Source organism: Litoreibacter sp., from assembly GCF_039974535.1.
Classification (GTDB): Bacteria; Pseudomonadota; Alphaproteobacteria; order Rhodobacterales; family Rhodobacteraceae; genus Litoreibacter.
In genome coordinates this window covers 227,923-247,510 of sequence record NZ_JBDWIU010000012.1, presented here as the reverse complement: position 1 = coordinate 247,510, position 19,588 = coordinate 227,923, and the positions used below count along the sequence as shown (strand labels likewise).

The 19,588-nt window shown below is 57.5% G+C and carries 25 protein-coding genes; all 25 read right to left on the bottom strand.

The annotated features are described in order from the left end of the window. Positions 1–1,038 (bottom strand): NADH-quinone oxidoreductase subunit NuoH, encoded by a 1,038-nt coding sequence (nuoH, locus tag ABJN86_RS14180; protein ID WP_348363379.1) that lies wholly within the window; start codon positions 1,036–1,038, stop codon positions 1–3. A gap of 6 nt (positions 1,039–1,044) precedes the next feature. Continuing rightward, positions 1,045–1,434 carry a hypothetical protein gene (locus ABJN86_RS14175; RefSeq protein ID WP_348363381.1) on the bottom strand — a complete coding sequence of 130 codons (390 nt, stop codon included), beginning with the start codon at positions 1,432–1,434 and terminating at the stop codon, positions 1,045–1,047. A gap of 6 nt (positions 1,435–1,440) precedes the next feature. After that, entirely contained in the window at positions 1,441–3,459 is a 2,019-nt protein-coding gene (gene nuoG / locus ABJN86_RS14170) for an NADH-quinone oxidoreductase subunit NuoG (RefSeq protein WP_348363382.1), read from the bottom strand. A 364-nt stretch (positions 3,460–3,823) separates the two neighbouring features. Beyond that, the gene (locus ABJN86_RS14165) at positions 3,824–4,309 is read right to left on the bottom strand and encodes a DUF3291 domain-containing protein (RefSeq protein WP_348363384.1); all 486 of its coding nucleotides are present in this window, start codon (positions 4,307–4,309) and stop codon (positions 3,824–3,826) included. 101 nt (positions 4,310–4,410) lie between these two features. After that, positions 4,411–4,752: a hypothetical protein gene (locus tag ABJN86_RS14160; protein WP_348363385.1), complete on the bottom strand. Its 342-nt coding sequence runs from the start codon at positions 4,750–4,752 to the stop codon at positions 4,411–4,413. Beyond that, positions 4,749–5,096: a hypothetical protein gene (locus ABJN86_RS14155; RefSeq protein WP_348363386.1), complete on the bottom strand. Its 348-nt coding sequence runs from the start codon at positions 5,094–5,096 to the stop codon at positions 4,749–4,751. Before ABJN86_RS14155 ends, ABJN86_RS14160 begins: the two co-directional genes overlap by 4 nt. Further along, positions 5,093–6,391 (bottom strand): NADH-quinone oxidoreductase subunit NuoF, encoded by a 1,299-nt coding sequence (gene nuoF / locus ABJN86_RS14150; protein ID WP_348363387.1) that lies wholly within the window; start codon positions 6,389–6,391, stop codon positions 5,093–5,095. The genes ABJN86_RS14155 and nuoF overlap by 4 nt, the downstream gene beginning before the upstream one ends. Before the next feature lie 43 nt (positions 6,392–6,434). After that, complete coding sequence (locus ABJN86_RS14145) at positions 6,435–6,653, bottom strand: DUF5337 domain-containing protein (protein WP_348363389.1); 219 nt, start codon at positions 6,651–6,653, stop codon at positions 6,435–6,437. 19 nt (positions 6,654–6,672) lie between these two features. Further along, a complete protein-coding gene (locus ABJN86_RS14140; RefSeq protein ID WP_348363390.1) occupies positions 6,673–7,749 on the bottom strand; it encodes a hypothetical protein in 1,077 nt (358 codons plus the stop codon). 26 nt (positions 7,750–7,775) lie between these two features. Continuing rightward, positions 7,776–8,933, bottom strand: a complete 1,158-nt coding sequence (locus tag ABJN86_RS14135) for an NADH-quinone oxidoreductase subunit E (protein WP_348363392.1) — start codon at positions 8,931–8,933, stop codon at positions 7,776–7,778. Between the two features lie 39 nt (positions 8,934–8,972). After that, complete coding sequence (locus ABJN86_RS14130; RefSeq protein ID WP_348363393.1) at positions 8,973–9,257, bottom strand: hypothetical protein; 285 nt, start codon at positions 9,255–9,257, stop codon at positions 8,973–8,975. Beyond that, positions 9,254–10,465, bottom strand: coding sequence for an NADH-quinone oxidoreductase subunit D (locus tag ABJN86_RS14125; RefSeq protein WP_348363776.1), 1,212 nt, complete (start codon positions 10,463–10,465; stop codon positions 9,254–9,256). The genes ABJN86_RS14130 and ABJN86_RS14125 overlap by 4 nt, the downstream gene beginning before the upstream one ends. After that, positions 10,465–10,641: a hypothetical protein gene (locus tag ABJN86_RS14120; protein ID WP_348377726.1), complete on the bottom strand. Its 177-nt coding sequence runs from the start codon at positions 10,639–10,641 to the stop codon at positions 10,465–10,467. The genes ABJN86_RS14125 and ABJN86_RS14120 overlap by 1 nt, the downstream gene beginning before the upstream one ends. A gap of 5 nt (positions 10,642–10,646) precedes the next feature. Then, positions 10,647–11,261, bottom strand: a complete 615-nt coding sequence (locus ABJN86_RS14115) for an NADH-quinone oxidoreductase subunit C (RefSeq protein WP_348363396.1) — start codon at positions 11,259–11,261, stop codon at positions 10,647–10,649. Further along, the gene (locus ABJN86_RS14110) at positions 11,258–11,791 is read right to left on the bottom strand and encodes an NADH-quinone oxidoreductase subunit B family protein (protein WP_348363397.1); all 534 of its coding nucleotides are present in this window, start codon (positions 11,789–11,791) and stop codon (positions 11,258–11,260) included. Before ABJN86_RS14110 ends, ABJN86_RS14115 begins: the two co-directional genes overlap by 4 nt. Further along, positions 11,782–12,147 carry an NADH-quinone oxidoreductase subunit A gene (locus ABJN86_RS14105; protein WP_348363399.1) on the bottom strand — a complete coding sequence of 122 codons (366 nt, stop codon included), beginning with the start codon at positions 12,145–12,147 and terminating at the stop codon, positions 11,782–11,784. The genes ABJN86_RS14110 and ABJN86_RS14105 overlap by 10 nt, the downstream gene beginning before the upstream one ends. A gap of 209 nt (positions 12,148–12,356) precedes the next feature. Next, positions 12,357–13,430 (bottom strand): lytic murein transglycosylase, encoded by a 1,074-nt coding sequence (locus ABJN86_RS14100; protein ID WP_348363778.1) that lies wholly within the window; start codon positions 13,428–13,430, stop codon positions 12,357–12,359. 386 nt (positions 13,431–13,816) lie between these two features. After that, positions 13,817–14,593, bottom strand: a complete 777-nt coding sequence (locus ABJN86_RS14095; protein WP_348363780.1) for a crotonase/enoyl-CoA hydratase family protein — start codon at positions 14,591–14,593, stop codon at positions 13,817–13,819. Continuing rightward, positions 14,593–15,081 carry a DUF6653 family protein gene (locus tag ABJN86_RS14090; protein ID WP_348363400.1) on the bottom strand — a complete coding sequence of 163 codons (489 nt, stop codon included), beginning with the start codon at positions 15,079–15,081 and terminating at the stop codon, positions 14,593–14,595. The genes ABJN86_RS14095 and ABJN86_RS14090 overlap by 1 nt, the downstream gene beginning before the upstream one ends. Positions 15,082–15,086: 5 nt before the next feature. Beyond that, positions 15,087–15,929 (bottom strand): hydroxymethylglutaryl-CoA lyase, encoded by an 843-nt coding sequence (locus tag ABJN86_RS14085; protein ID WP_348363401.1) that lies wholly within the window; start codon positions 15,927–15,929, stop codon positions 15,087–15,089. Further along, positions 15,926–16,582 (bottom strand): glutathione S-transferase family protein, encoded by a 657-nt coding sequence (locus tag ABJN86_RS14080; protein ID WP_348363403.1) that lies wholly within the window; start codon positions 16,580–16,582, stop codon positions 15,926–15,928. The genes ABJN86_RS14085 and ABJN86_RS14080 overlap by 4 nt, the downstream gene beginning before the upstream one ends. Then, positions 16,575–18,509: a biotin carboxylase N-terminal domain-containing protein gene (locus ABJN86_RS14075; protein ID WP_348363405.1), complete on the bottom strand. Its 1,935-nt coding sequence runs from the start codon at positions 18,507–18,509 to the stop codon at positions 16,575–16,577. The genes ABJN86_RS14080 and ABJN86_RS14075 overlap by 8 nt, the downstream gene beginning before the upstream one ends. After that, on the bottom strand, positions 18,499–18,942 hold the full coding sequence (locus ABJN86_RS14070; RefSeq protein ID WP_348363406.1) for a hypothetical protein: 444 nt from the start codon (positions 18,940–18,942) through the stop codon (positions 18,499–18,501). Before ABJN86_RS14070 ends, ABJN86_RS14075 begins: the two co-directional genes overlap by 11 nt. A gap of 4 nt (positions 18,943–18,946) precedes the next feature. Next, a complete protein-coding gene (locus tag ABJN86_RS14065; RefSeq protein WP_348363408.1) occupies positions 18,947–19,096 on the bottom strand; it encodes a hypothetical protein in 150 nt (49 codons plus the stop codon). Further along, complete coding sequence (locus tag ABJN86_RS14060) at positions 19,086–19,583, bottom strand: macro domain-containing protein (protein ID WP_348363410.1); 498 nt, start codon at positions 19,581–19,583, stop codon at positions 19,086–19,088. Before ABJN86_RS14060 ends, ABJN86_RS14065 begins: the two co-directional genes overlap by 11 nt. Positions 19,584–19,588: the final 5 nt, after the last annotated feature.

Below are 19,588 nucleotides of genomic sequence, written 5' to 3'. Positions count from 1 at the left end.
TTAACCTCCCACTGCCCAGCGGGCATAGGCCCCGCCGAATGCACCGAATTGAGCAAAGAATGCGACCAGCACGACCCAGCCCAGCGACAGCGGCAGGAACACTTTCCAGCCAATGCGCATCAACTGATCATAGCGGTAGCGCGGCACGATGGCCTTCACCATGGCGAACATGAAGAAGAAGAACGCCATTTTGCCAACCATCCACAAAGGACCATCCGGCAAGAATGGGATCGGGGACAACCAGCCGCCAAAGAACAGCAAGGTGATCAGCGCGCACATCAAGAAGATGGCGATGTATTCACCGGCCATGAACAGCAGGAACGGCGTTGAGGAGTACTCAACTTGGTAGCCCGCAACCAGTTCCGATTCAGCCTCAGGAAGGTCAAACGGTGGGCGGTTGGTTTCGGCCAAGGCGCTGATAAAGAACAAGAACACCATCGGAAGATGTGGCAACCAATACCAGCTAAAGAAGCCGTAGTTGCCATCTTGCGCACGCACGATGTCGCCGAAGTTCAGCGAGCCCGTGGAAAGCACAACGCCGATGATGATCAACCCGATTGAGACCTCATAAGAGATCATCTGCGCTGCAGAGCGCAGACACCCAAGGAACGGGTATTTGGAGTTCGACGCCCAGCCGCCCATGATCACGCCATAAACTTCCAAAGAGCCAATGGCGAAAACATAGAGAATAGCGACGTTCAAATCGGCCAACACCCAAGTGTCATTGAACGGAATCACCGCCCAAGAGATGATCGCCAGCACAAATGCCAGCATCGGCGCTAGCATGAACACGAATTTATCCGCGCCCGCCGGAATAACGATTTCCTTGACCACATATTTCAATGCGTCAGCCACCGATTGCAGCAGCCCAAAGACGCCCACAACATTTGGCCCACGGCGCATTTGTACGGCGGCCCAGATTTTCCGGTCGCCATAAACCAAGAACAGCAGGGAAATCATCACGAAAGCGATCATTGCCAAGCATTGGGCGGCGATGATCAGTGCGATCCCTAGTCCAGATGAAAGAAATTCAGCCATGGTCCCTCAAACTGTTGGTATGCCGGTTTCGGCACATTCTGCGACGGCCACTTCGGCGTCGATTGTTTGCAATCCGTCGGGCAGCGCAGCCGAGATGGTGTAAACCGCATCTCCGGCCCAAAGGCCACCCTCTTCCTGTACGTTTGTGCGCACATGACGTGCAAATCCGAAACCTCGGATCAGCGCGTATTGTGCGGCCGCACATTTTCCATAATCCGCAACGTCCGCATTCGTCCGCGCGCCCTTCATCCGCACCAAAAAGCTGACGAGGTCATCGTCGAGCCGTCTGGTTTCAATGCCAAGATACTTCGGCGCAAAATAGTCCTGCGACGGGTTCTCGGTTGGGGTACAGGCCGCTAGCATGGCTGCCCCCAGAAGGAATATGCGCGTGCGCATGTCACGTTACTCCGCAGCCATCGGGGTGTTCGCCCGTGCTTTGGCATTCGCCGATAGCTCTGCCATCAATTCCGACGCGCGTGCGATCGGATTGGTTAGGTAGAAATCCGTCAAGGCGGGGCGGAAGTCCGCTTTGCCCATCTTCTTAACCTTCAACGGTGTCCAAGTGTTCTCTGGCACAACGTCGATATTCGCCAGATGCGGCACATCGGCAATCAGCGCAGTGCGCAATTGAGCCAAGCTGTCATATGGCAATGCCTCGCCCAACTCCGCAGACAAGGCGCGCAGAATGGCCCAGTTGTCTTTCGCCTCACCCGGCGCGAAGCCCGCGCGAAGGGCCAGTTGTGGGCGTCCTTCGGTGTTCACGAACAAGCCTTGCTCTTCTGTGTAGGCGGCACCTGGCAGAATGATATCCGCGCGATGCGCCCCGCGGTCCCCGTGTGAGCCTTGGTAGATCACAAATGGGCCAGCTTCGATTTCGATCTCATCTGCGCCTAGATTGAAGATCACCTCAGCGTCTTTGATGCCGTCCATGCCCGCGTCATTGGTGCAGCCCGCGTCCATCGCGCCCACACGACCTGCGGCGGTATGCAAGATCATCAGTTTCTTGTCGCCAGATTTCTCGCAGATTGCTTGAACCGTTGCCAAAACTGCTTCGCCGTCCGCTTCGCGCAACGCACCTTGGCCAATGATTGCCACGCAATTCAAATCTTGTAGCGCCGCCATATCGAGGTCGGCGACATGTGCTAGCGCAGCACGGTCCGTTCCCATATGTTCGTATTCGTAGGTGAGGTCGACATTTTCGCCGACAACAATAACATCAGCGCCGCGCGACCACGCCTTACGAATACGAGCGTTCAACACAGGCGCTTCTATACTTGGGTTCGTGCCAATAAGCAGAATTTTATCAGCTGTATCAATATCAGACAGAGACGCCGTACCAGCATACCCAGAGCGGTTACCTGCAGGCAGTTTTGCCCCATCCGTGCGGCATTCAACAACGCCGCCTTGGCCTTCAATCAATTGCTTGAGCGCGAACGCCGCCTCAACCGGGGCCAAATCGCCAACGAGACCAGCAAGTTTTTTGCCCTTCATCGCGGCAGAGGCCGCTTCAAGCGCCTCGCCCCAGCCTGCTTTGCGCAGCTTGCCGTTTTCGCGGATGTATGGCGTGTCCAAACGTTGGCGACGCAGACCGTCCCATACAAAGCGCGATTTGTCGGAAATCCATTCCTCGTTCACGCCATCATGGTTACGCGGCAAGAAGCGCATGACTTCACGCCCTTTCGTGTCCACGCGAATGTTAGAGCCGAGGGCATCCATCACGTCGATGCTTTCGGTCTTGGTCAGCTCCCACGGACGGGCGGTAAAGGCGTAGGGCTTGGAGACCAACGCGCCAACGGGGCAAAGGTCAATGATGTTGCCCTGCATGTTGGAATTCAGGGTTTGCCCCAAATAGGATGTAATCTCTGCGTCTTCGCCACGGCCCGTTTGGCCCATCTGCGTGATGCCAGCCACCTCGGAGGTGAAGCGCACGCAGCGGGTGCAGGAGATGCAGCGGGTCATATGGGTCTCAACCAATGGGCCAAGGTCCAGATCATCTGTCGCGCGCTTTGGTTCGCGGTAGCGAGAGAAATCTACGCCGTAAGCCATCGCTTGGTCTTGCAGGTCGCATTCGCCACCTTGGTCACAAATCGGGCAATCCAGCGGGTGGTTGATCAGCAAGAATTCCATCACCCCTTCGCGGGCCTTTTTTACCATAGGCGAGTTGGTTTTCACCACAGGCGGTTGGCCTTCAGGACCGGGGCGCAAATCGCGTACCTGCATCGCGCAAGAGGCCGCAGGCTTAGGTGGGCCGCCGACGACTTCAACCAGACACATGCGGCAGTTGCCCGCAATCGTCAGACGCTCGTGGTAGCAGAAGCGCGGAACTTCGACGCCCGCTTGCTCACACGCTTGGATCAGGGTCATCGCCCCGTCGCATTCGACCTCAGTGCCGTCGATGATTACTTTTTTTAGGTCGCTCATAGCTCTAAGCCTTCGATTTTTTGTATTTGGCGCGCGAGGTTACGGCGCCGTCCGATGACAGTTGTCAATCTGTTGAGGTGCCGGCCCGCTTTCATATTCCAAGCCCTAGATCGGCTAGCCATCCAATCAAAATTATGATCGCAGCAAAGACAACGCCACCCAATATTGGCTTGATCCAGCCGTAAAACCCCTTGGGACCTCTCATACGAGCTGGATTCTCCCAACCGCAGTGGATGCATTTTTGCCAGTAAAAAGATCGAAACTTTTTGCATTCGATACACCAACTCTGATCCGCGGCCTCCCAAAACATGAGATACCTCAGTAATCGCCTCTTGTCGGGGGTACGTTTTTGATCGTCCATCCATCATTCCGCAGCCACTTGGCAGCCATGTGTTTTCCACATGGTCGCGTCTTTTAAATAGTCCCAGCCAAACGCCTCGGGGCTGTCGCCCTGTGTGTTCAGCATCTCAAGTCTTTCAAGCGCCTCGTCCAAAGTCGGCGTATGCCCGATGGGCACCCACCACATGACGAAGTGCATTTTGTCCAGCACCTCAAACCACTCTTGGCGCTTCTCGTAGAATTGTTTGTGCACAGTGCCCCAGACGAATGTCTCTAGGCTGGCAGCATCTTCCCAAACGGTCAGGTTCGGCACATATTGCGGATCGCCCGCAATCGCGTGCTCGGTCGCCCCCGGCGTGCCGGAGCCTTCCAGCATCCACACAAAGCCAGGCATCCGTTTGCCTAGACCGTTGATCCGCTCAATGTTGTCGATGAACTCTGCGACACGCGGATCACCCACAGGAGCGAGTAGCTTTCCGACGTTCAATTCTGCAAGGTGATGCCCGATCATCTGGACACCTCCGCAATGTCGGCGCACGCAAACACGGCCGCCAAATTGGCAGCAGAGGCGTCGGATCCCGTTTTCATTGCGCTCGACATTCTCATTCCATCCTAGCGCGCGACACAGCGCGCGTTAAACACCAGCTTGTTTCCGTCTTGAGTGAAGGCCCAGTCGTCGCTGACAGGGCTGACCTGCCATTCCGCTTCCGAACCGCCAAAGTTCAATAAGCAATATTTCGTAGCCTCAAAGCGCACGCTTTCACGTACTTCTTCAACACCTGCACCCTTGTTTTCAACCGAGATCGCAATATCGCGCTTGTCGTCGCCCTTTGACAGCTTGGCCTTGAATGGCAAAGCTCGTTCGCTCTCTGCACCGCGAGATTTATCACGCGCCAGTGTCGAACAAGACGCCGTGGTCAACACTAAGGCCGTTATGAGAGCCGTACGGATCATGTCTTCAGTCCCGATCCGTCAATCACTTGGCCAGTTTCCAAAACACCGACGCAGAACACCTTGATGGTCAGCAGACCATCCGCGCGCGTACGCGTGTCAGGGATCGCGTTCTCGCCCTCATGGCAGGCAATCTCGATCGCGCGGATCACCGCACGGTTTTCGTCAGTTGTAGGGATCGCAGTGCCATCTTTATAGCGCATCACGATGCGCGACGTGTCAGCTGCGCGAACAGCTTCAACGATCTCAATCGGTGGGCCTTTCGGGGCCTCTTCCGTTACCGGACCGGTTGGAACACATGCTGCAAGCACAGCGAAGGCGGGGATGAAAGCAAACGCGCGCATCATTCTGCTGCCACTGCTGACACGCGGCCAGTCCGTTTATGTTTGATACGATCCTCGATCTCGTCGCGGAAGTGGCGCACCAGACCTTGGATCGGCCAAGCCGCCGCATCGCCCAAGGCGCAAATGGTGTGGCCTTCGACCTGTTTGGTCACGTCGAGCAGCATATCGATTTCCTCAACCTCTGCTTCGCCAGTGACCAAGCGGTCCATCACGCGCATCATCCAGCCCGTGCCTTCACGACACGGGGTGCATTGCCCGCAAGACTCGTGCTTGTAGAACTTCGATAAGCGCCAGATGGCTTTGATAATGTCGGTGTTTTGATCCATCACAATCACAGCGGCCGTCCCTAGGCCCGAGCGTTGCTCACGCAGCCAATCAAAGTCCATGATGCAATCGTTTTCCATCATCTCGCCGGGCAACATCGGCACCGACGACCCACCAGGGATCACGGCCTTCAGGTTGGACCAGCCGCCGCGAATGCCGCCACAGTGGCGGTCAATCAGCTCCTTGAACGGGATCGACATGGCCTCTTCGACCACGCATGGGTTGTTCACATGGCCCGAGATCGCAAACAGCTTGGTGCCCGCGTTGTTCGGGCGGCCAAAGCTGGAGAACCAATCGCCACCACGGCGCAGGATCGTTGGCACCACGGCAATGGATTCCACATTGTTCACAGTGGTCGGGCAGCCGTACAAACCGGCGCCTGCAGGGAACGGCGGCTTCATACGTGGCATGCCTTTTTTGCCCTCTAGGCTTTCCAGCAGGGCGGTTTCTTCGCCGCAGATGTAGGCCCCTGCCCCGTGGTGCAGGTAAATGTCGAAATCCCAGCCGGATTTGGCCGCGTTCGGGCCAACTAGGCCGGCCTCGTAGCATTCGTCGATGGCGGCTTGCAGCGCCTCTTTCTCGCGGATGTACTCGCCGCGAATGTAGATGTAGCAGGCGTTCGCGTTCATCGCGAAGGAGGCGATCAGGCACCCCTCAATCAACGTATGCGGGTCATGGCGCATGATTTCGCGGTCTTTGCATGTGCCCGGCTCAGATTCGTCGGCATTCACCACCAAATAGCTGGGGCGACCGTCGCTTTCCTTGGGCATGAAGGACCACTTCAGGCCTGTCGGGAAGCCCGCGCCACCACGGCCACGCAAGCCCGAGGCCTTCATGTCTTCGACAATCTTGTCGCGCCCGCCCTTGATGATTGCGGCGGTGCCATCCCAATGCCCACGGGCTTTCGCGCCCTTTAGGGAGCGGTCATGCATCCCGTAAAGGTTGGTAAAGATGCGGTCCTTGTCTGCAAGCATAGCTTTCGCGTCCTGTCTGATCTTCTTGTGTCGCGTCGCGCACCTACTGTCTGGCGTGCCACACTCGTAATAATACAACCAACGCCCATATGAACGCGGCCCCTGCCATCATGTCTAACAGGAAGGCGTATTTCGCGGGCAGTCCAAGCTGCCCCCCGATCACCTGCGCCCCGACCCAGATCAGCATCGTGGCAAAAATCACGATTGCTGCTTGTCGCGCCTGTTTGACCATGCGCGGGTCCTCTTGCGAGGGCCCGCTCATCGTTTAGTCTTAGGAGGGGTCAATAGACCCCGCCCTTTTCCACTTTCTTCGAGAACTCGGTCTGGCCGCCTTTGGCCAAGATCTTGGCTTGCTTCACCCATTCATCACGGGAAACGCGGCCTTTTACGCCCTCAAGATTGTTGTCGGCCCATTCCACTTCTTTTTTGCGCCAGCTGGCAACTTGATCGAAGTGGTACACGCCTTGCTTGTGAAGCTCGCCTTCCAATTTCGGGCCAACGCCTTTGATCTGCTTGAGATCATCTGGGCCGCCGTCACGGGCTTTGGTCAAAAGCTCTGGCTTGCCGTCAGCAGCGACTGGCTTGGCTTTAGCTTTCGCAGCAGCGGGTTTAGCAGTCTTCGCTTTTGCGGCTGGTTTGGCAGCAGTTGCGGCCTTGGCTTTAGGTGCTGCCTTCGCCTTCGGAGCGGCTTTTCCGGTTGCTTTCGCCTCAGCAGCCTTCGCTTTAGGTGCTGACTTAGCTTTTGGTTCAGATTTGGTTGTCGCAGCTGTACCCGAGGTGGATTTCGCCGCAGTTTTCGTAGCCGCAGGCTTTTTGGCTGCAGGTTTCTTAGCCGCTGCCGGTTTCTTCGCGGCGGCTGGTTTCTTCGCGGTGGTTTTCTTCGCCGCAGGCTTTTTAACTGGTGTGTCAGCTTTGGCATCAGCGTCAGCTTCGTACTTCCATTCGCCCTTGCGAGACGCTACGTCCGCTTCGCCCTCTAAATTAGCAGAAGGTTTAACTTTCGGCTCACTGCTCGCCGCAGGGGTTGTCGAGGCTGCTGCTGCCGTGGAAGCGACGGCTGATGTAGACGCACTGGCCGAGGACGTTGTCGCGTCGCCGCTCGATGCCAAGGGGGCAGATGTTGTGGAGGAGCTATCGCTACTCGCAGGCATGGAGGTCGAGGCCTCCGACTTGCCACAAAACGCCAAGTTCAACAGGAACCCGCCAGCGATCAATGTTACGAGCCCCCAGAAAGCTGCGGCTAAAAAGCCGAATTCGCGCATCGACATCAGCAATGCGGCGACCAATACGCCCGCTACCAATGATACGAGCCAGCAAACTGATTTGCAGCTCGACTGATTAGTGTTGTTCTCTCTCATTCTTCGTACTCCCCGTCTGTTTCAGACTAGTAGACGTCGCCTTTTTTTACGCGACTTGAAAATTCCGTTGCACCACCTTTGGCTAGCACTTTGGCTTGCTTCACCCACTCGTCCCGGGAAACGCGGCCTTTGAATCCTTCTAGGTTTTCGTCGACCCATTCCACTTCTTTCTTGCGCCAGCTGGCGACTTGATCGAAGTGGAATACGCCTAGTGTATGAAGAAGGCCTTCAAGTTTTGGGCCTACCCCTTTGATCATTTTCAGATCATCTGCGCCGCCGGATCGTGCCTTTTTCAAAAGCTCCGGTTTCCCGTCAGCGGCAACAGGCTTGGCTTTGGCCCCAGTTTTTGTAGCAGTTTTTGTAGCAGGTTTTTCCGCTGTTTTGGGCGCAGGTTTGGCGCTCGCCTTAGCCGGTGCTTTCGGCTTCGCGGCGGGCTTCGCCTTTGTTTCAGCTTTGGGTTTAGCCTTACCCTTGCCGCCATGTTGCCAAGGGGCCAGCAATGGAACCTCGGTTCCGTCAATGCGCTTCACCGTGTCGCCGATATCAGCCGCCAATTGCACAGACGCATTATACTGCGTCTTGCCGCTGTCAAAATCCGTCAACGATGTCAGACCCTTGCGCGGCTCTGCAGCGTAGCGACCATTTTGCGAACCCGGTGTAGGGACATCACCTTTGGACAGCATATCAATCATCTGACGAAAGCTCTTGGCGCTCAGGTCTTCGTAGTAATCTTTCCCGATTTGCGCCATGGGCGCATTGGCACAGGCACCCAAACACTCGACCTCTTCCCACGAGAACTTGCCGTCAGCAGAAATCTCATGCGGTTTCTCGGCGATCAATTCTTTGCACACCCCGATCAAATCTTCCGCGCCGCAGATCATGCAAGACGTCGTCCCGCAAATCTGAATATGCGCGATAGAGCCGACAGGTTGCAGCTGAAACATGAAGTAGAACGTCGCCACTTCCAACGCGCGGATATAGGCCATGCCCAGCTTGTCCGCCACGTGTTCTATGGCGGGGCGGGTCAGCCAGCCCTCTTGCTCCTGAGCGCGCCACAACAGTGGGATAATCGCGGAGGCCTGACGCCCCTCCGGATACTTGGTAATCTGCGCATCCGCCCACGCAAGGTTTGCGGGGGTGAAAGCGAAGCTATCAGGCTGATCGGCGTGAAGTCTGCGAAGCATGGAGGTCTGAAGCCTTTATCTGTGCGTCAAGGACGGCGCTTACGCGCACGCCCCTACGGTGGAGCGGATACCGCCGCCGGGTTGTTCGATCGCTTGCAGCTGGGCGACTGCCTCTTCTTGCACTTTGTCCAGCTTGGTGTCTTTCCAGCCCGTAAGGTTGCGGATTTCAGCGTGTGTAATGCCGTCAAAATCAATGCAGCCAACCTGCGCCATCGCGGAGGCGTAACGGCCCAAATCGATGTCATCAACACTCAACTCGGGTGAAGGAAGGCAGGCGCTCAAGGTCAAGGCGCCCACTGCGGCGAATGCGGAAAACTTTTTCATCGATCAATCTCTCCAAAAACTACGTCCATCGTACCAATAATAGCGGCCACATCAGCAAGCTGGTGACCTTTGCACATGTAATCCATAGCCTGCAAATGCAGGAACCCAGGTGCTTTAATTTTGGCGCGGTAAGGCTTATTCGTCCCGTCCGCCACCAGATACACGCCGAACTCACCCTTAGGGGCTTCGATCGCCGCATAGACTTCACCTTCAGGGACGTGGAACCCTTCGGTGTATAATTTGAAATGATGAATAAGCGCTTCCATGGAAGTTTTCATCTCGCCACGCGCTGGTGGGGTCATCTTGCCCCGCGCCATCACGTCGCCCTTCTCCACCCGCAGTTTGTCGATGCACTGGCGCATGATCGACAGCGATTGACGCATCTCTTCCATGCGGCACAGGTAGCGGTCAAAGCAGTCGCCGTTTTTGCCAACGGGGATTTCGAACTCAAGCTCGTCGTAGCACTCATAAGGCTGCGAGCGGCGCAAATCCCACGCGAGGCCAGAGCCGCGCACCATCACACCAGTGAAACCGTAATCGAGAATGTCTTGCTCGCTCACGATGCCAATGTCGGCGTTGCGTTGCTTGAAAATACGGTTGTCGGACAGCAGGCCATCGATGTCATTAAGGACATCAGGGAAAGTTGTTGTCCAAGTCTCGATGTCATCGATCAACGCATCCGGCAGATCTTGGTGAACCCCACCCGGACGGAAGTAAGCCGCGTGCAGACGAGCGCCACAAGCACGCTCGTAGAATTCCATCAGCTTTTCACGTTCCTCAAAGCCCCAAAGCGGCGGCGTCAGTGCGCCTACGTCCAAGGCTTGCGTGGTCACGTTCAGCAGGTGGTTCAGGATACGGCCGATTTCCGAGTACAGCACGCGGATCAAAGATGCGCGGCGTGGAACTTCGGTGCCAGTCAGCTTCTCGATGGCCAAGCACCAAGCGTGCTCTTGGTTCATCGGGGACACGTAGTCCAAGCGGTCGAAATACGGCAAGTTTTGCAGGTAAGTCCGGCTCTCCATGAGCTTCTCGGTCCCACGGTGCAGCAGGCCGATATGCGGGTCACACCGCTCAACGATCTCGCCGTCCAACTCCAGAACCAAACGCAACACGCCGTGCGCCGCAGGGTGCTGCGGGCCGAAGTTGATGTTGAAGTTTCGGATCTTCTGCTCGCCCGTCAGGGTGTCATCGAATTTGGAGCCGTCCATCATTTGTCAATTCCCGGAATAGTAACCTTGTCGCGATAAGCCATGACCCACAGCAAAGGGATGACTGTGAACGGTGTGATCGTAAAGATCGCAAACCACGATGGTAGGTTGAACTTTGGCAGGAACATCCAGAAAGGGATGATCGTCAGTAGCGCCATGATCAGATAAAGCCACATTGGCATTAGCCCTTCGCCCCCTCTTCAGCCTTCTCGTCACCCGGCATGATGTACTCGGCACCTTCCCATGGCGACATGAAGTCGAACTGGCGGTATTCTTGAACCAGTTTCACTGGCTCATACACAACGCGCTTCTCGGCCTCATCGTAGCGGACCTCGACATAGCCCGTCGTCGGGAAGTCTTTGCGCAATGGGTAGCCGCGGAAACCGTAGTCGGTCAAAATGCGGCGCAAATCGGGGTGGTTCGAGAACATGATGCCGAACATGTCGAAAATTTCGCGCTCGAACCAGTTGGCCGCCGGGTAAACCTCGCACAAAGACGGCACGATTTCGTCCTCGCGGATCGCTGTCTTCACGCGGATGCGGTGATTTTGGTACATCGACAGGTAGTGGTAAACCACCTCGAATCGCGCCTCGCGGGAGGGGTAATCCACCGCCGTGATGTCCACCATCGTGGAGAAGCGGCAAGCGCGGTCGGTCTTTAGAAACTCCGAAAACGCTTCAAGCGAGCTAGGTGCGATATGCACGGTCAGCTCGCCAAATGCGATCTCGGTGGTCAATACGCAGTCAGGGCGTTTCAGCTCTAGATGAGCTGCAAGTTCTTGAAGGGCAGCAGTCATCGAATGATATTCCCCGTCCGACGGATTTTGCGTTGCAACTGAAGGATACCGTAAAGCAGCGCTTCGGCTGTGGGTGGGCAACCCGGCACGTAGAGGTCAACCGGCACGATCCGATCACAACCACGCACAACGCTGTAAGAATAATGGTAGTAGCCGCCGCCGTTCGCGCAAGATCCCATAGAGATCACGTAACGCGGTTCTGGCATTTGGTCGTACACCTTGCGCAGCGCAGGGGCCATTTTGTTGGTCAGCGTGCCCGCCACAATCATCAGGTCCGACTGGCGTGGGGAGGCGCGCGGTGCTGTGCCGAACCGTTCCATGTCGTAGCGCGGCATGGCGGTGTGCATCATCTCAACGGCGCAGCACGCCAAACCAAACGTCATCCAGTGCAGCGAGCCGGTGCGCGCCCAATTGATGATGTCCTCGGTCGAGGTGACAAGGAAGCCCTTGTCCTGCAGTTCAGTGTTCAACGCTTGCGTGGCGACTTCTTTGTCCCAGCTGGCGGTGTTTGCTCCGGTTGCTACTCCCATTCGAGTGCTCCCTTTTTCCATTCGTAAGCGAAGCCGATTGTCAGCACCGCGAGGAAGATCATCATGGACCAAAAGCCCAGCAGCCCCACATCCTTAAAGGCTACCGCCCAAGGGAAGAGGAACGCGACCTCTAGGTCAAAGATAATGAAGAGGATCGACACCAGATAGAACCGCACGTCGAACTTCATGCGTGCGTCATCGAAGGCGTTAAAGCCACACTCATACGCAGAGACTTTTTCAGGGTCGGGATTTCGGACTGCGACAACGGCCGCGGCTAGAATCAAAACCAATCCCAAACCAATGGCTATTGCCAGAAAAATAAGAATGGGCAGGTATTCGCGTAGAAGCTCGTCCACGTATGTCTCCTTCTCGCCTGCATGATCACAACATGCAGAAGTATTGGCTGCGCTGATCTTTACGCCTGAGCGCCAAGGCGGTCAACCGATGGAGCCCCTGAGATTTGATCGAAAACTCCCATTTTTTGACCACATAAATCTTACTATTTTACTAGGATTTCACAGTTTACCCCCTCACAACGCCGACCGCTCGAAAACCGAGTCGCGCCCTACCCCAAGCGGCGCAGCAGCTCAGGCGACGGGTTGCCCGTGGGCTCTAACCCAATGCTGCGTTGGAATTCAGTAATAGCCGCCTTGGACTTAGGCCCCAACACACCGTCAGCGCCACCGGTGTCAAACCCGTTGACCGTCAGACGCTCTTGCAGGCGCTTGCGGTCCCTGATCGTCAGCCCGTATTTATCCGGCCCGAACGGTGTCTTAAGTGGGCCACCTCCTGCCAAACGGTCCGACAAATGCCCGACACCAAGCGCATAGTTGTCGGAATTGTTATATCGCTTGATCGCCTTAAAGTTCTGCCCCACCGAGAACCGTGGACCACCTGGGTCGGGTTGCAACCCGCCACTGGTCACTTCGCGCCCCCAAGGCTGCGAACGTTGCCAGCCGGAGCGTGCCAAATACGCGGCTGTCGACGCCAAAGCATCAGATGGATCCTCTGCCCAGATGTCGCGACGCCCATCGCCGGTGAAGTCCACCGCAAACAACTGGTAAGATGTCGGGATAAATTGCGTGTGCCCCATAGCCCCCGCCCAAGACCCGACCAAGCGATCCGGCGTGGTGTCGCCTGTTTGCAAAATCTTCAACGCGGCAATCAGCTGCTTCTCAAAGAACGCGCCCCGCCGCCCTTCGAACGCAAGCGTAGCCGTGGCAGAAACCACTGGTATATCGCCACGACGGGTGCCGAAGTTGCTCTCTACGCCCCAAATGGCTGCAACCACATTTGCAGGCACGCCGTATTTGGCCTCAATCGCGTTCAGTCGCGACCGCTCCCGCGCAAAAGCAATACGGCCAGCGGCGATCTTTTCCTCGGAGGCGACGATCGCCAGATAGTCCTCAAAGCTGCGTTTGAACTCCGTCTGATTGCGATCGCGGTCGATCACATCCGGCAAGAAGCCGACCCCGCGCAGACCCGCGCGCAAGGTGGCGTCAGAAATCCCGCTAGACGAGGCCCGTGACCGGAAGCTTTCAATCCAGCGGTCAAAGGCGGCATTGGGGACCGGACGCATGGAAGAGACCGCAGCCTTGGCAACTGGGGCTGTGCCACCACCCGCACTACAGGCTTGCATGGCGGAGGCACCGGTAAGGGCTATAAAATGACGACGTGTGAACATGGACTGCTCCCTCTTGTGGGGTTATTTTGCAGCACTGTAACCGATGCGGCCCCGTCAAGGAACGGGTCAATTCATCACATTTCCCCGTGAAAATCTCCGTGAAAAATTCGCCCCTTGTCCAACGGCTACTGGTGCAGCTATTTCAGCGCCCGCATCACTTGGCTGCCAGCACGTGGCGGAAGGTTCGCCCTGACCACCACTCCTCCCTGCCGGACGATAAATCCCGCCAGCGCATGTGCTCGGGGTCAGGATGCCATTTGATTGCGCCCAGTCAAAGCTGTCGCGGTTCCATTCCTGCATATCTTCGCTGACGTCGTATTTCGCCTTAAACAACCCAACCGTTACTTATTCCATGGCGCTTTCTGCTTGTTAAAGAAAGCCGCGATACCTTGGGCACTTTCATCACTCTCCCATCGTGTCACCAATGCCTGAATGGAGTGCGCAACCTCTGCCTGTGCAGGTGCGCCCCCCAAATGAAGCGCCAGCGCTTTGGCCTCCGCCACGGCCCCCGGTGCACAAGACAAGTAGGGGGTTATTTCCGCCTCAATGGCGGCATCCAAGTCGTCTGATAGGCTTGCTATAATTCCAAGGGCTTGGGCTTCGGCCGCATCGAACACGCGACTAGACATGAACACACGGCGTGCGTTGCCCTCTCCCATGCGCGCAATCACGTAGGGGCCGATGGTGGCGGGGATCAGGCCCAGTTTGGTTTCGGTCAGGCCGAACTTTGCGTCCGTCGTCGCAATTGCCACATCGCACACGCAAGCCAAGCCCACGCCACCGCCAAAGGCAGCCCCTTCGATGCGACCAATCACCGGCTTGGGCATGGCGTTCCATGCGCCCAGCATCGCCGCCAGTTTACCCGCTTCATGGGCACGCGTCTCGCCATCCGCGTCGATCTGCGCCCGCATCCAATTGAGATCACCGCCCGCGCAAAACATAGCGCCCGCACCGCGCAACACCACCGCACGCACGTCACCGTCCGCTGCGAGCTGTGCCGCGCAGGCCGCCAGATCAGCGATCATTTCGCCCGACATCGCATTGCGCTTATCGGGGCGGTTCAAAGTCACCGTGGCCACGCCACGCGGGTCGATCTCTAGCAGCAGGGTTTCAAACATCATGCCTCTTCCTGAGGAGTTAAGTCCTCGTAAATCCAAACCATCCGGTCACAAAACCAAGTCTTCGATATCATCACCAACATCATTCCAAACACGGCCCATTCCCACCAAAATGCCCAAAGCCCCCACGCCATCACAAGTGCTGCAGGAACCGTCATTAGCCCCAGCCAAAATGTTGCGCGTATGTGGTGGGCATCCACCTCGCCTTTACGGGTCAAATACAACTGCTCCCCAAGCACGACTTTGCTGGCCCATGTGCCCAATCGTTTTGGGGCCGGAAAAACGCGCGGGTTGAGCCACGTCCACGCACACACCAAAGCGACCAGAGCCAAGGCCCACCACCCGATCCAAAGGCGTGACCACACCGCGAGCACGAAAAGCGGCAAGATGCTAAATCGGCTCCACACAGACCAAGGGTTCGCATGGCGCGCCCATACCGTGTCATTCATCCCCATGAGGCGCTCAGCAATTGAAAGCGGTTTAATCACGTCAATTACCCTCGCATGCTTTGGGCCAAAGCCGCTGCCTCAGCCACGATATCCGCGTCGATCCCTGTGGCAAACCCTTTGGCTTCAACATGCCTTAGCACGGCCTCCGTCGCGACATTCCCTGCCGCACCGGGCGCATAGGGGCAACCGCCCAACCCACCGACAGCCGCGTCAAACACCCGAACCCCATGCGACAGCGCCACATCAATGTTCAACAAGGCCCGCCCCGAAGTATCGTGGAAATGCCCCGCGAGCTTATCCGCAGGTGCAACCTCTAGAACTGCGTGCAGCATGGCTCCAATTTGATCCGGTGTAGCCCGACCGATGGTGTCCCCCAGTGAAACCTCATAACAGCCCAGCTCAAACATCTGCGCCACCACCCGCGCCACCTGCGCTGGATCAGTTGGCCCGTCATAGGGGCATTCGGCCACGCAGGACACATACCCGCGCACCCGCATGGGGGCCGCATCCATAATCGGGACAAACCGCGCGATGCTTTCCTCAATCGAGGCGTTCACATTCGCCTTGGAGAACCCTTCGGACGCGCTGGCAAACACCGCCACCTCATCCGCCTTCGCGCTAATAGCACCCTCAAGCCCGCGCATATTCGGGGTCAGGGCCGCGTAGGACACGCCATCCCTGCGGGCAATCCCAGCCAAGACCTGCGCACTGTCGGCCATTTGCGGCACCCATTTTGGGGACACAAAGCTGGCGACCTCGATGCGCTTGAATCCAGCCGTAGACAGCAGATCAACTAAGGCGATCTTATCCGCTGTGGCGATCTTTGCGGCCTCATTTTGCAAACCATCCCGCGGGCCGACTTCGAATATCTCGACCTGCTTCGTCATGAGGGGATCTCGAAGAAGTCCTGCGGATACAGGCGCTCCCCAACAGGGGGCAAAGACGCCTGAAATGCGGGCCGTGCCGTGACCCGTTGATACCACGCCTCAAGCAGCGGGTAGCCGTCAATTTTGGTGAAATGCTGCCCAGAATAAACCGAGTAGCCGCAAGACACATCCGTCGCCGAAAATCCGCTATCTAATAGGTAGTCCCGCCCTTGCAGGCGCTCCTCCAATGCGGCGTAGCATTTGCCGATCCGCGCGGCCTCCAGTTTCATCACGATGGGGCTGCGCATGTGGTCCTCGTATAGGGCAACATGCTGTTGGGTTAGAGCGGCGCAATGCTGGGTGATGGTTTCGGCGAAATGCACCCAGACAAGCCAGCTTGCCCGTTCAGGATCGCCTGCAGCGCGGCCCATGTTGGCCTCAGGGAACCGTTCGCAGAGGTACTGCGTGATCGCCCCCGTCTCGAACAAGGTTTCGCCGTCGATTTCCAAGGCAGGCACACGGCCCGAGGGGTTAAGCGCCAGATACTCCGCCGAGCGCAGGTTTTTACCGAACGCATGCACCACTGTCTTGAACGGCACCCTTAGCTCATGAAGCAGCCACAAACTGCGCATGGAACGGGTTTGATGCGCGTGGTGAAGTGTGATGTCAGTCATCAGCGACCTCCATCCGCACCAAAGCCACGCCCGCCGTGACCTGATCCCCAGCACTGGCCATGACCTCAAGCACGGTGCCGTCAGCCGCCGCGCGCAGGGCGTGCTCCATCTTCATGGCCTCCAGCACCAGCAACCTGTCGCCCGCTTTCACTTGTGCGCCTGCCTCCACGTCCACAACCCGCACCAATCCGGGCATTGGGGCGCGGGTGACCCCGTCCCCTGCCCCTTGGCCCTCATCTCTGGCCAGCGGGTCTGGCACCGTGAAGGCGTAGGTATCGCCCCAAAACACGGCCCCGACTTCGCCGTCGCACCAAATCTGGGCGCTGGTTTTCGCCCCATCGATGGACCAAGCGCCTCCGAGATGTGCGACCTCATGCGTGGTCTCGTCGATGGTCACCTTGAAACGGCTGTGGGATAAGGTTTCCACCCGCGCGGTTTGCAACGCGTCAAAAGCAAACTGCGCCGATTGCGCCCCCCCGCCCCAAAGCGACATACCGGCAAAATCAGGCTGCCCTTGGTGAAGTCCCAAAGCCGCGATTGCCGCCAAGCTTTGCGACTTCGTGCAGGGCGCGGGCGCTGCCGTCAACGCCTCCAAGTCGCGTTCGATCAATCCGGTGTCCACTTCGCCCGCGCTAAAACCGCCATGCTCAGACAGCGCCGCAAGGAAGCCGATGTTGGTGACTGTCCCGCCGATTTGCGTGGCTTTGAGCGCACGAGTTAATTGCCCCAGCGCCGAGGCGCGATCCGCCCCATGCACCGTCAGCTTGGCGATCATCGGGTCATAATGCGGGCTGATCTCGCCACCTTCGCGCACGCCCGTATCGATCCGCGCACCTGAGGCGAACTGCAGATGATGCAGCACCCCCGTCGCGGGCAAGAAACCCGCAGGCACGTCCTCTGCATATATCCGCGCCTCGAAGGAATGACCCGTGATCGACAACTCATCTTGGCGCAGGGGCAAGCCTTCACCCGAGGCCACGCGCAGTTGCCATTCAACCAGATCAACGCCAGTGACGGCCTCGGTCACAGGGTGCTCCACCTGCAAGCGAGTGTTCATCTCCATGAAATAGAACCGATCCGTACTCAGCCCGTCGGAGGCATCCACGATGAACTCCACCGTGCCTGCCCCCGCATAGCCCACGGCCTGTGCGGCGCGAACTGCGGCTTGTCCCATGGCCTCGCGCATCTCGGGCGTCATGCCAGGGGCTGGCGCTTCCTCGATCACCTTTTGGTGGCGGCGCTGCAAAGAGCAGTCCCGCTCAAACAGGTGCACCGCTTGTGTGCCGTCGCCAAAGACCTGCACCTCAATGTGGCGCGGGGTGGAGACGTATTTCTCGATCAACACCGCCGCGTTGCCAAAGGCTTTTTGCGCCTCGGTTTGGGAAGCCTCCAACTCCTGTGCGAAGTCGGCCGAGCGGTCCACGCGGCGCATCCCCTTGCCGCCCCCGCCTGCCACCGCTTTGATCAAAACGGGGTAGCCGATTTTGTCGGCCTCGGCGGCGAGCTTGTCTTGTGCCGCATCATGATAGCCCGGCACCACGGGGACGCCCGCTTTGAGCATCAGCACCTTGGCCGCGTCCTTCAACCCCATGGCGCGAATGGCGTGGGCGGAGGGGCCGATGAAGGCCAAGCCAGCGGCCTCCACGGCCTCCACAAAGTCGGGATTTTCGGACAAGAAGCCGTAGCCCGGATGAATGGCTTGCGCACCAGATGCCTTGGCCGCCGCGATGATCGCATCCCCGCGCAGGTAGCTTTCAGCGGGTGTAGCGCCGCCCAAGGATATGGCTTCATCGGCCATCGCCACATGGCGGGCTTTTGCGTCCACATCGGAGTGCACGGCGACGGTGCCGACCCCTAGGCGGCGGCAGGTGTCGATGATCCGGCAAGCAATCTCGCCACGGTTGGCTATGAGGATTTTAGAGAACATTATCAGGTGCCTCCCTAGGGTGCACAAGTCGCCCAAACCTGTGTCTGTAGATCAGGTTCGGGCGAACTCCGTCTGCCCAGTAAATTATAAACGGAATTGAAACAGGAAACGTACTGAGCAAAGTCAGCCAGACCAAGACCCAAGCCGCGGCCCATTTTCGGAGCAGCGCCACGAGGGTGAGATAGCTCACAAAAACCATCGGCAAAACCTCAAGGCTGCCAAGCGTCAAGGCAAGATAGGTCCAAAACGCGCCGCAAATAGAGATGAAGCTTAGCATAATAAGCATCCCGCCACGCATCCGTGCCAATGGATGTGACAATGCCCAAGTTCGCCCGACGTGGACCCATTCCCACTCGATTGTTTTATCCGACGTTCGGTGTGCCGCCGACCCGCCGTAGGTTTCGCCAATGAAATATCTGTCGCGTCCGGGCATTCAACTACATCCTAAACACGCCAAAGCGTGTCTCTTCTATCGGGGCATTCAGGGCCGCACGCAGGGACAGGGCCAACACGTTGCCGACTTTGCGAGGGTCGATGATCCAGCAAGCATTCTCGCCGCGATTGGCTATATGGCCTTTAGAAAACATCGCGTTTAAATCTCTTCATAGCATTATTGAGGTGACGTTCAGTGCGGGCATCTAATGAAACGAGAAGGCATCTGATCGGGGACAACTGCGCCTCGCGAACGGCTACATCTGCTGCCAAGTCATGTGGGTAACAGTAGGCCCCCGTGGAAATCGTTGGGAACGCAATGCTTGTACATCCAGCACCTTCAGCCAAGGCGATGGATTTCTTGTAGCAATCCGCCAGAAGGTCTTCTTCGCCAGAACCCCCACCCCGCCATATTGGGCCAACCGTATGTACGATATGCGTTGCTAAGAGTCCGTGCCCATTTGTTAACTTAGCCTCGCCAGTCGCGCAGCCCTTTAGCAATTTGCATTCTTCGAGTAGCTTTGGTCCTGCTGCACGATGTATCGCACCATCGACGCCACCTCCACCTAGCAACGAACGGTTTGCGGCATTTACGACGCAATCGACATCCATTGTCGTGATATCCCCACGAACGATTTCCATTAATC

Bases quoted from the DNA above. Each gene is read 5' to 3' on its own strand.
- nuoH (WP_348363379.1), bottom strand. From the start codon at position 1,038: ATGGCTGAATTTCTTTCATCTGGACTAGGGATCGCACTGATCATCGCC.
- ABJN86_RS14175 (WP_348363381.1), bottom strand. From the start codon at position 1,434: ATGCGCACGCGCATATTCCTTCTGGGGGCAGCCATGCTAGCGGCCTGT.
- nuoG (WP_348363382.1), bottom strand. From the start codon at position 3,459: ATGAGCGACCTAAAAAAAGTAATCATCGACGGCACTGAGGTCGAATGC.
- ABJN86_RS14165 (WP_348363384.1), bottom strand. From the start codon at position 4,309: ATGATCGGGCATCACCTTGCAGAATTGAACGTCGGAAAGCTACTCGCT.
- ABJN86_RS14160 (WP_348363385.1), bottom strand. From the start codon at position 4,752: ATGATCCGTACGGCTCTCATAACGGCCTTAGTGTTGACCACGGCGTCT.
- ABJN86_RS14155 (WP_348363386.1), bottom strand. From the start codon at position 5,096: ATGATGCGCGCGTTTGCTTTCATCCCCGCCTTCGCTGTGCTTGCAGCA.
- nuoF (WP_348363387.1), bottom strand. From the start codon at position 6,391: ATGCTTGCAGACAAGGACCGCATCTTTACCAACCTTTACGGGATGCAT.
- ABJN86_RS14145 (WP_348363389.1), bottom strand. From the start codon at position 6,653: ATGAGCGGGCCCTCGCAAGAGGACCCGCGCATGGTCAAACAGGCGCGA.
- ABJN86_RS14140 (WP_348363390.1), bottom strand. From the start codon at position 7,749: ATGAGAGAGAACAACACTAATCAGTCGAGCTGCAAATCAGTTTGCTGG.
- ABJN86_RS14135 (WP_348363392.1), bottom strand. From the start codon at position 8,933: ATGCTTCGCAGACTTCACGCCGATCAGCCTGATAGCTTCGCTTTCACC.
- ABJN86_RS14130 (WP_348363393.1), bottom strand. From the start codon at position 9,257: ATGAAAAAGTTTTCCGCATTCGCCGCAGTGGGCGCCTTGACCTTGAGC.
- ABJN86_RS14125 (WP_348363776.1), bottom strand. From the start codon at position 10,465: ATGGACGGCTCCAAATTCGATGACACCCTGACGGGCGAGCAGAAGATC.
- ABJN86_RS14120 (WP_348377726.1), bottom strand. From the start codon at position 10,641: ATGTGGCTTTATCTGATCATGGCGCTACTGACGATCATCCCTTTCTGG.
- ABJN86_RS14115 (WP_348363396.1), bottom strand. From the start codon at position 11,261: ATGACTGCTGCCCTTCAAGAACTTGCAGCTCATCTAGAGCTGAAACGC.
- ABJN86_RS14110 (WP_348363397.1), bottom strand. From the start codon at position 11,791: ATGGGAGTAGCAACCGGAGCAAACACCGCCAGCTGGGACAAAGAAGTC.
- ABJN86_RS14100 (WP_348363778.1), bottom strand. From the start codon at position 13,430: ATGCAAGCCTGTAGTGCGGGTGGTGGCACAGCCCCAGTTGCCAAGGCT.
- ABJN86_RS14095 (WP_348363780.1), bottom strand. From the start codon at position 14,593: ATGTTTGAAACCCTGCTGCTAGAGATCGACCCGCGTGGCGTGGCCACG.
- ABJN86_RS14085 (WP_348363401.1), bottom strand. From the start codon at position 15,929: ATGACGAAGCAGGTCGAGATATTCGAAGTCGGCCCGCGGGATGGTTTG.
- ABJN86_RS14080 (WP_348363403.1), bottom strand. From the start codon at position 16,582: ATGACTGACATCACACTTCACCACGCGCATCAAACCCGTTCCATGCGC.
- ABJN86_RS14075 (WP_348363405.1), bottom strand. From the start codon at position 18,509: ATGTTCTCTAAAATCCTCATAGCCAACCGTGGCGAGATTGCTTGCCGG.
- ABJN86_RS14070 (WP_348363406.1), bottom strand. From the start codon at position 18,942: ATGCCCGGACGCGACAGATATTTCATTGGCGAAACCTACGGCGGGTCG.
- ABJN86_RS14065 (WP_348363408.1), bottom strand. From the start codon at position 19,096: ATGTTTTCTAAAGGCCATATAGCCAATCGCGGCGAGAATGCTTGCTGG.
- ABJN86_RS14060 (WP_348363410.1), bottom strand. From the start codon at position 19,583: ATGGAAATCGTTCGTGGGGATATCACGACAATGGATGTCGATTGCGTC.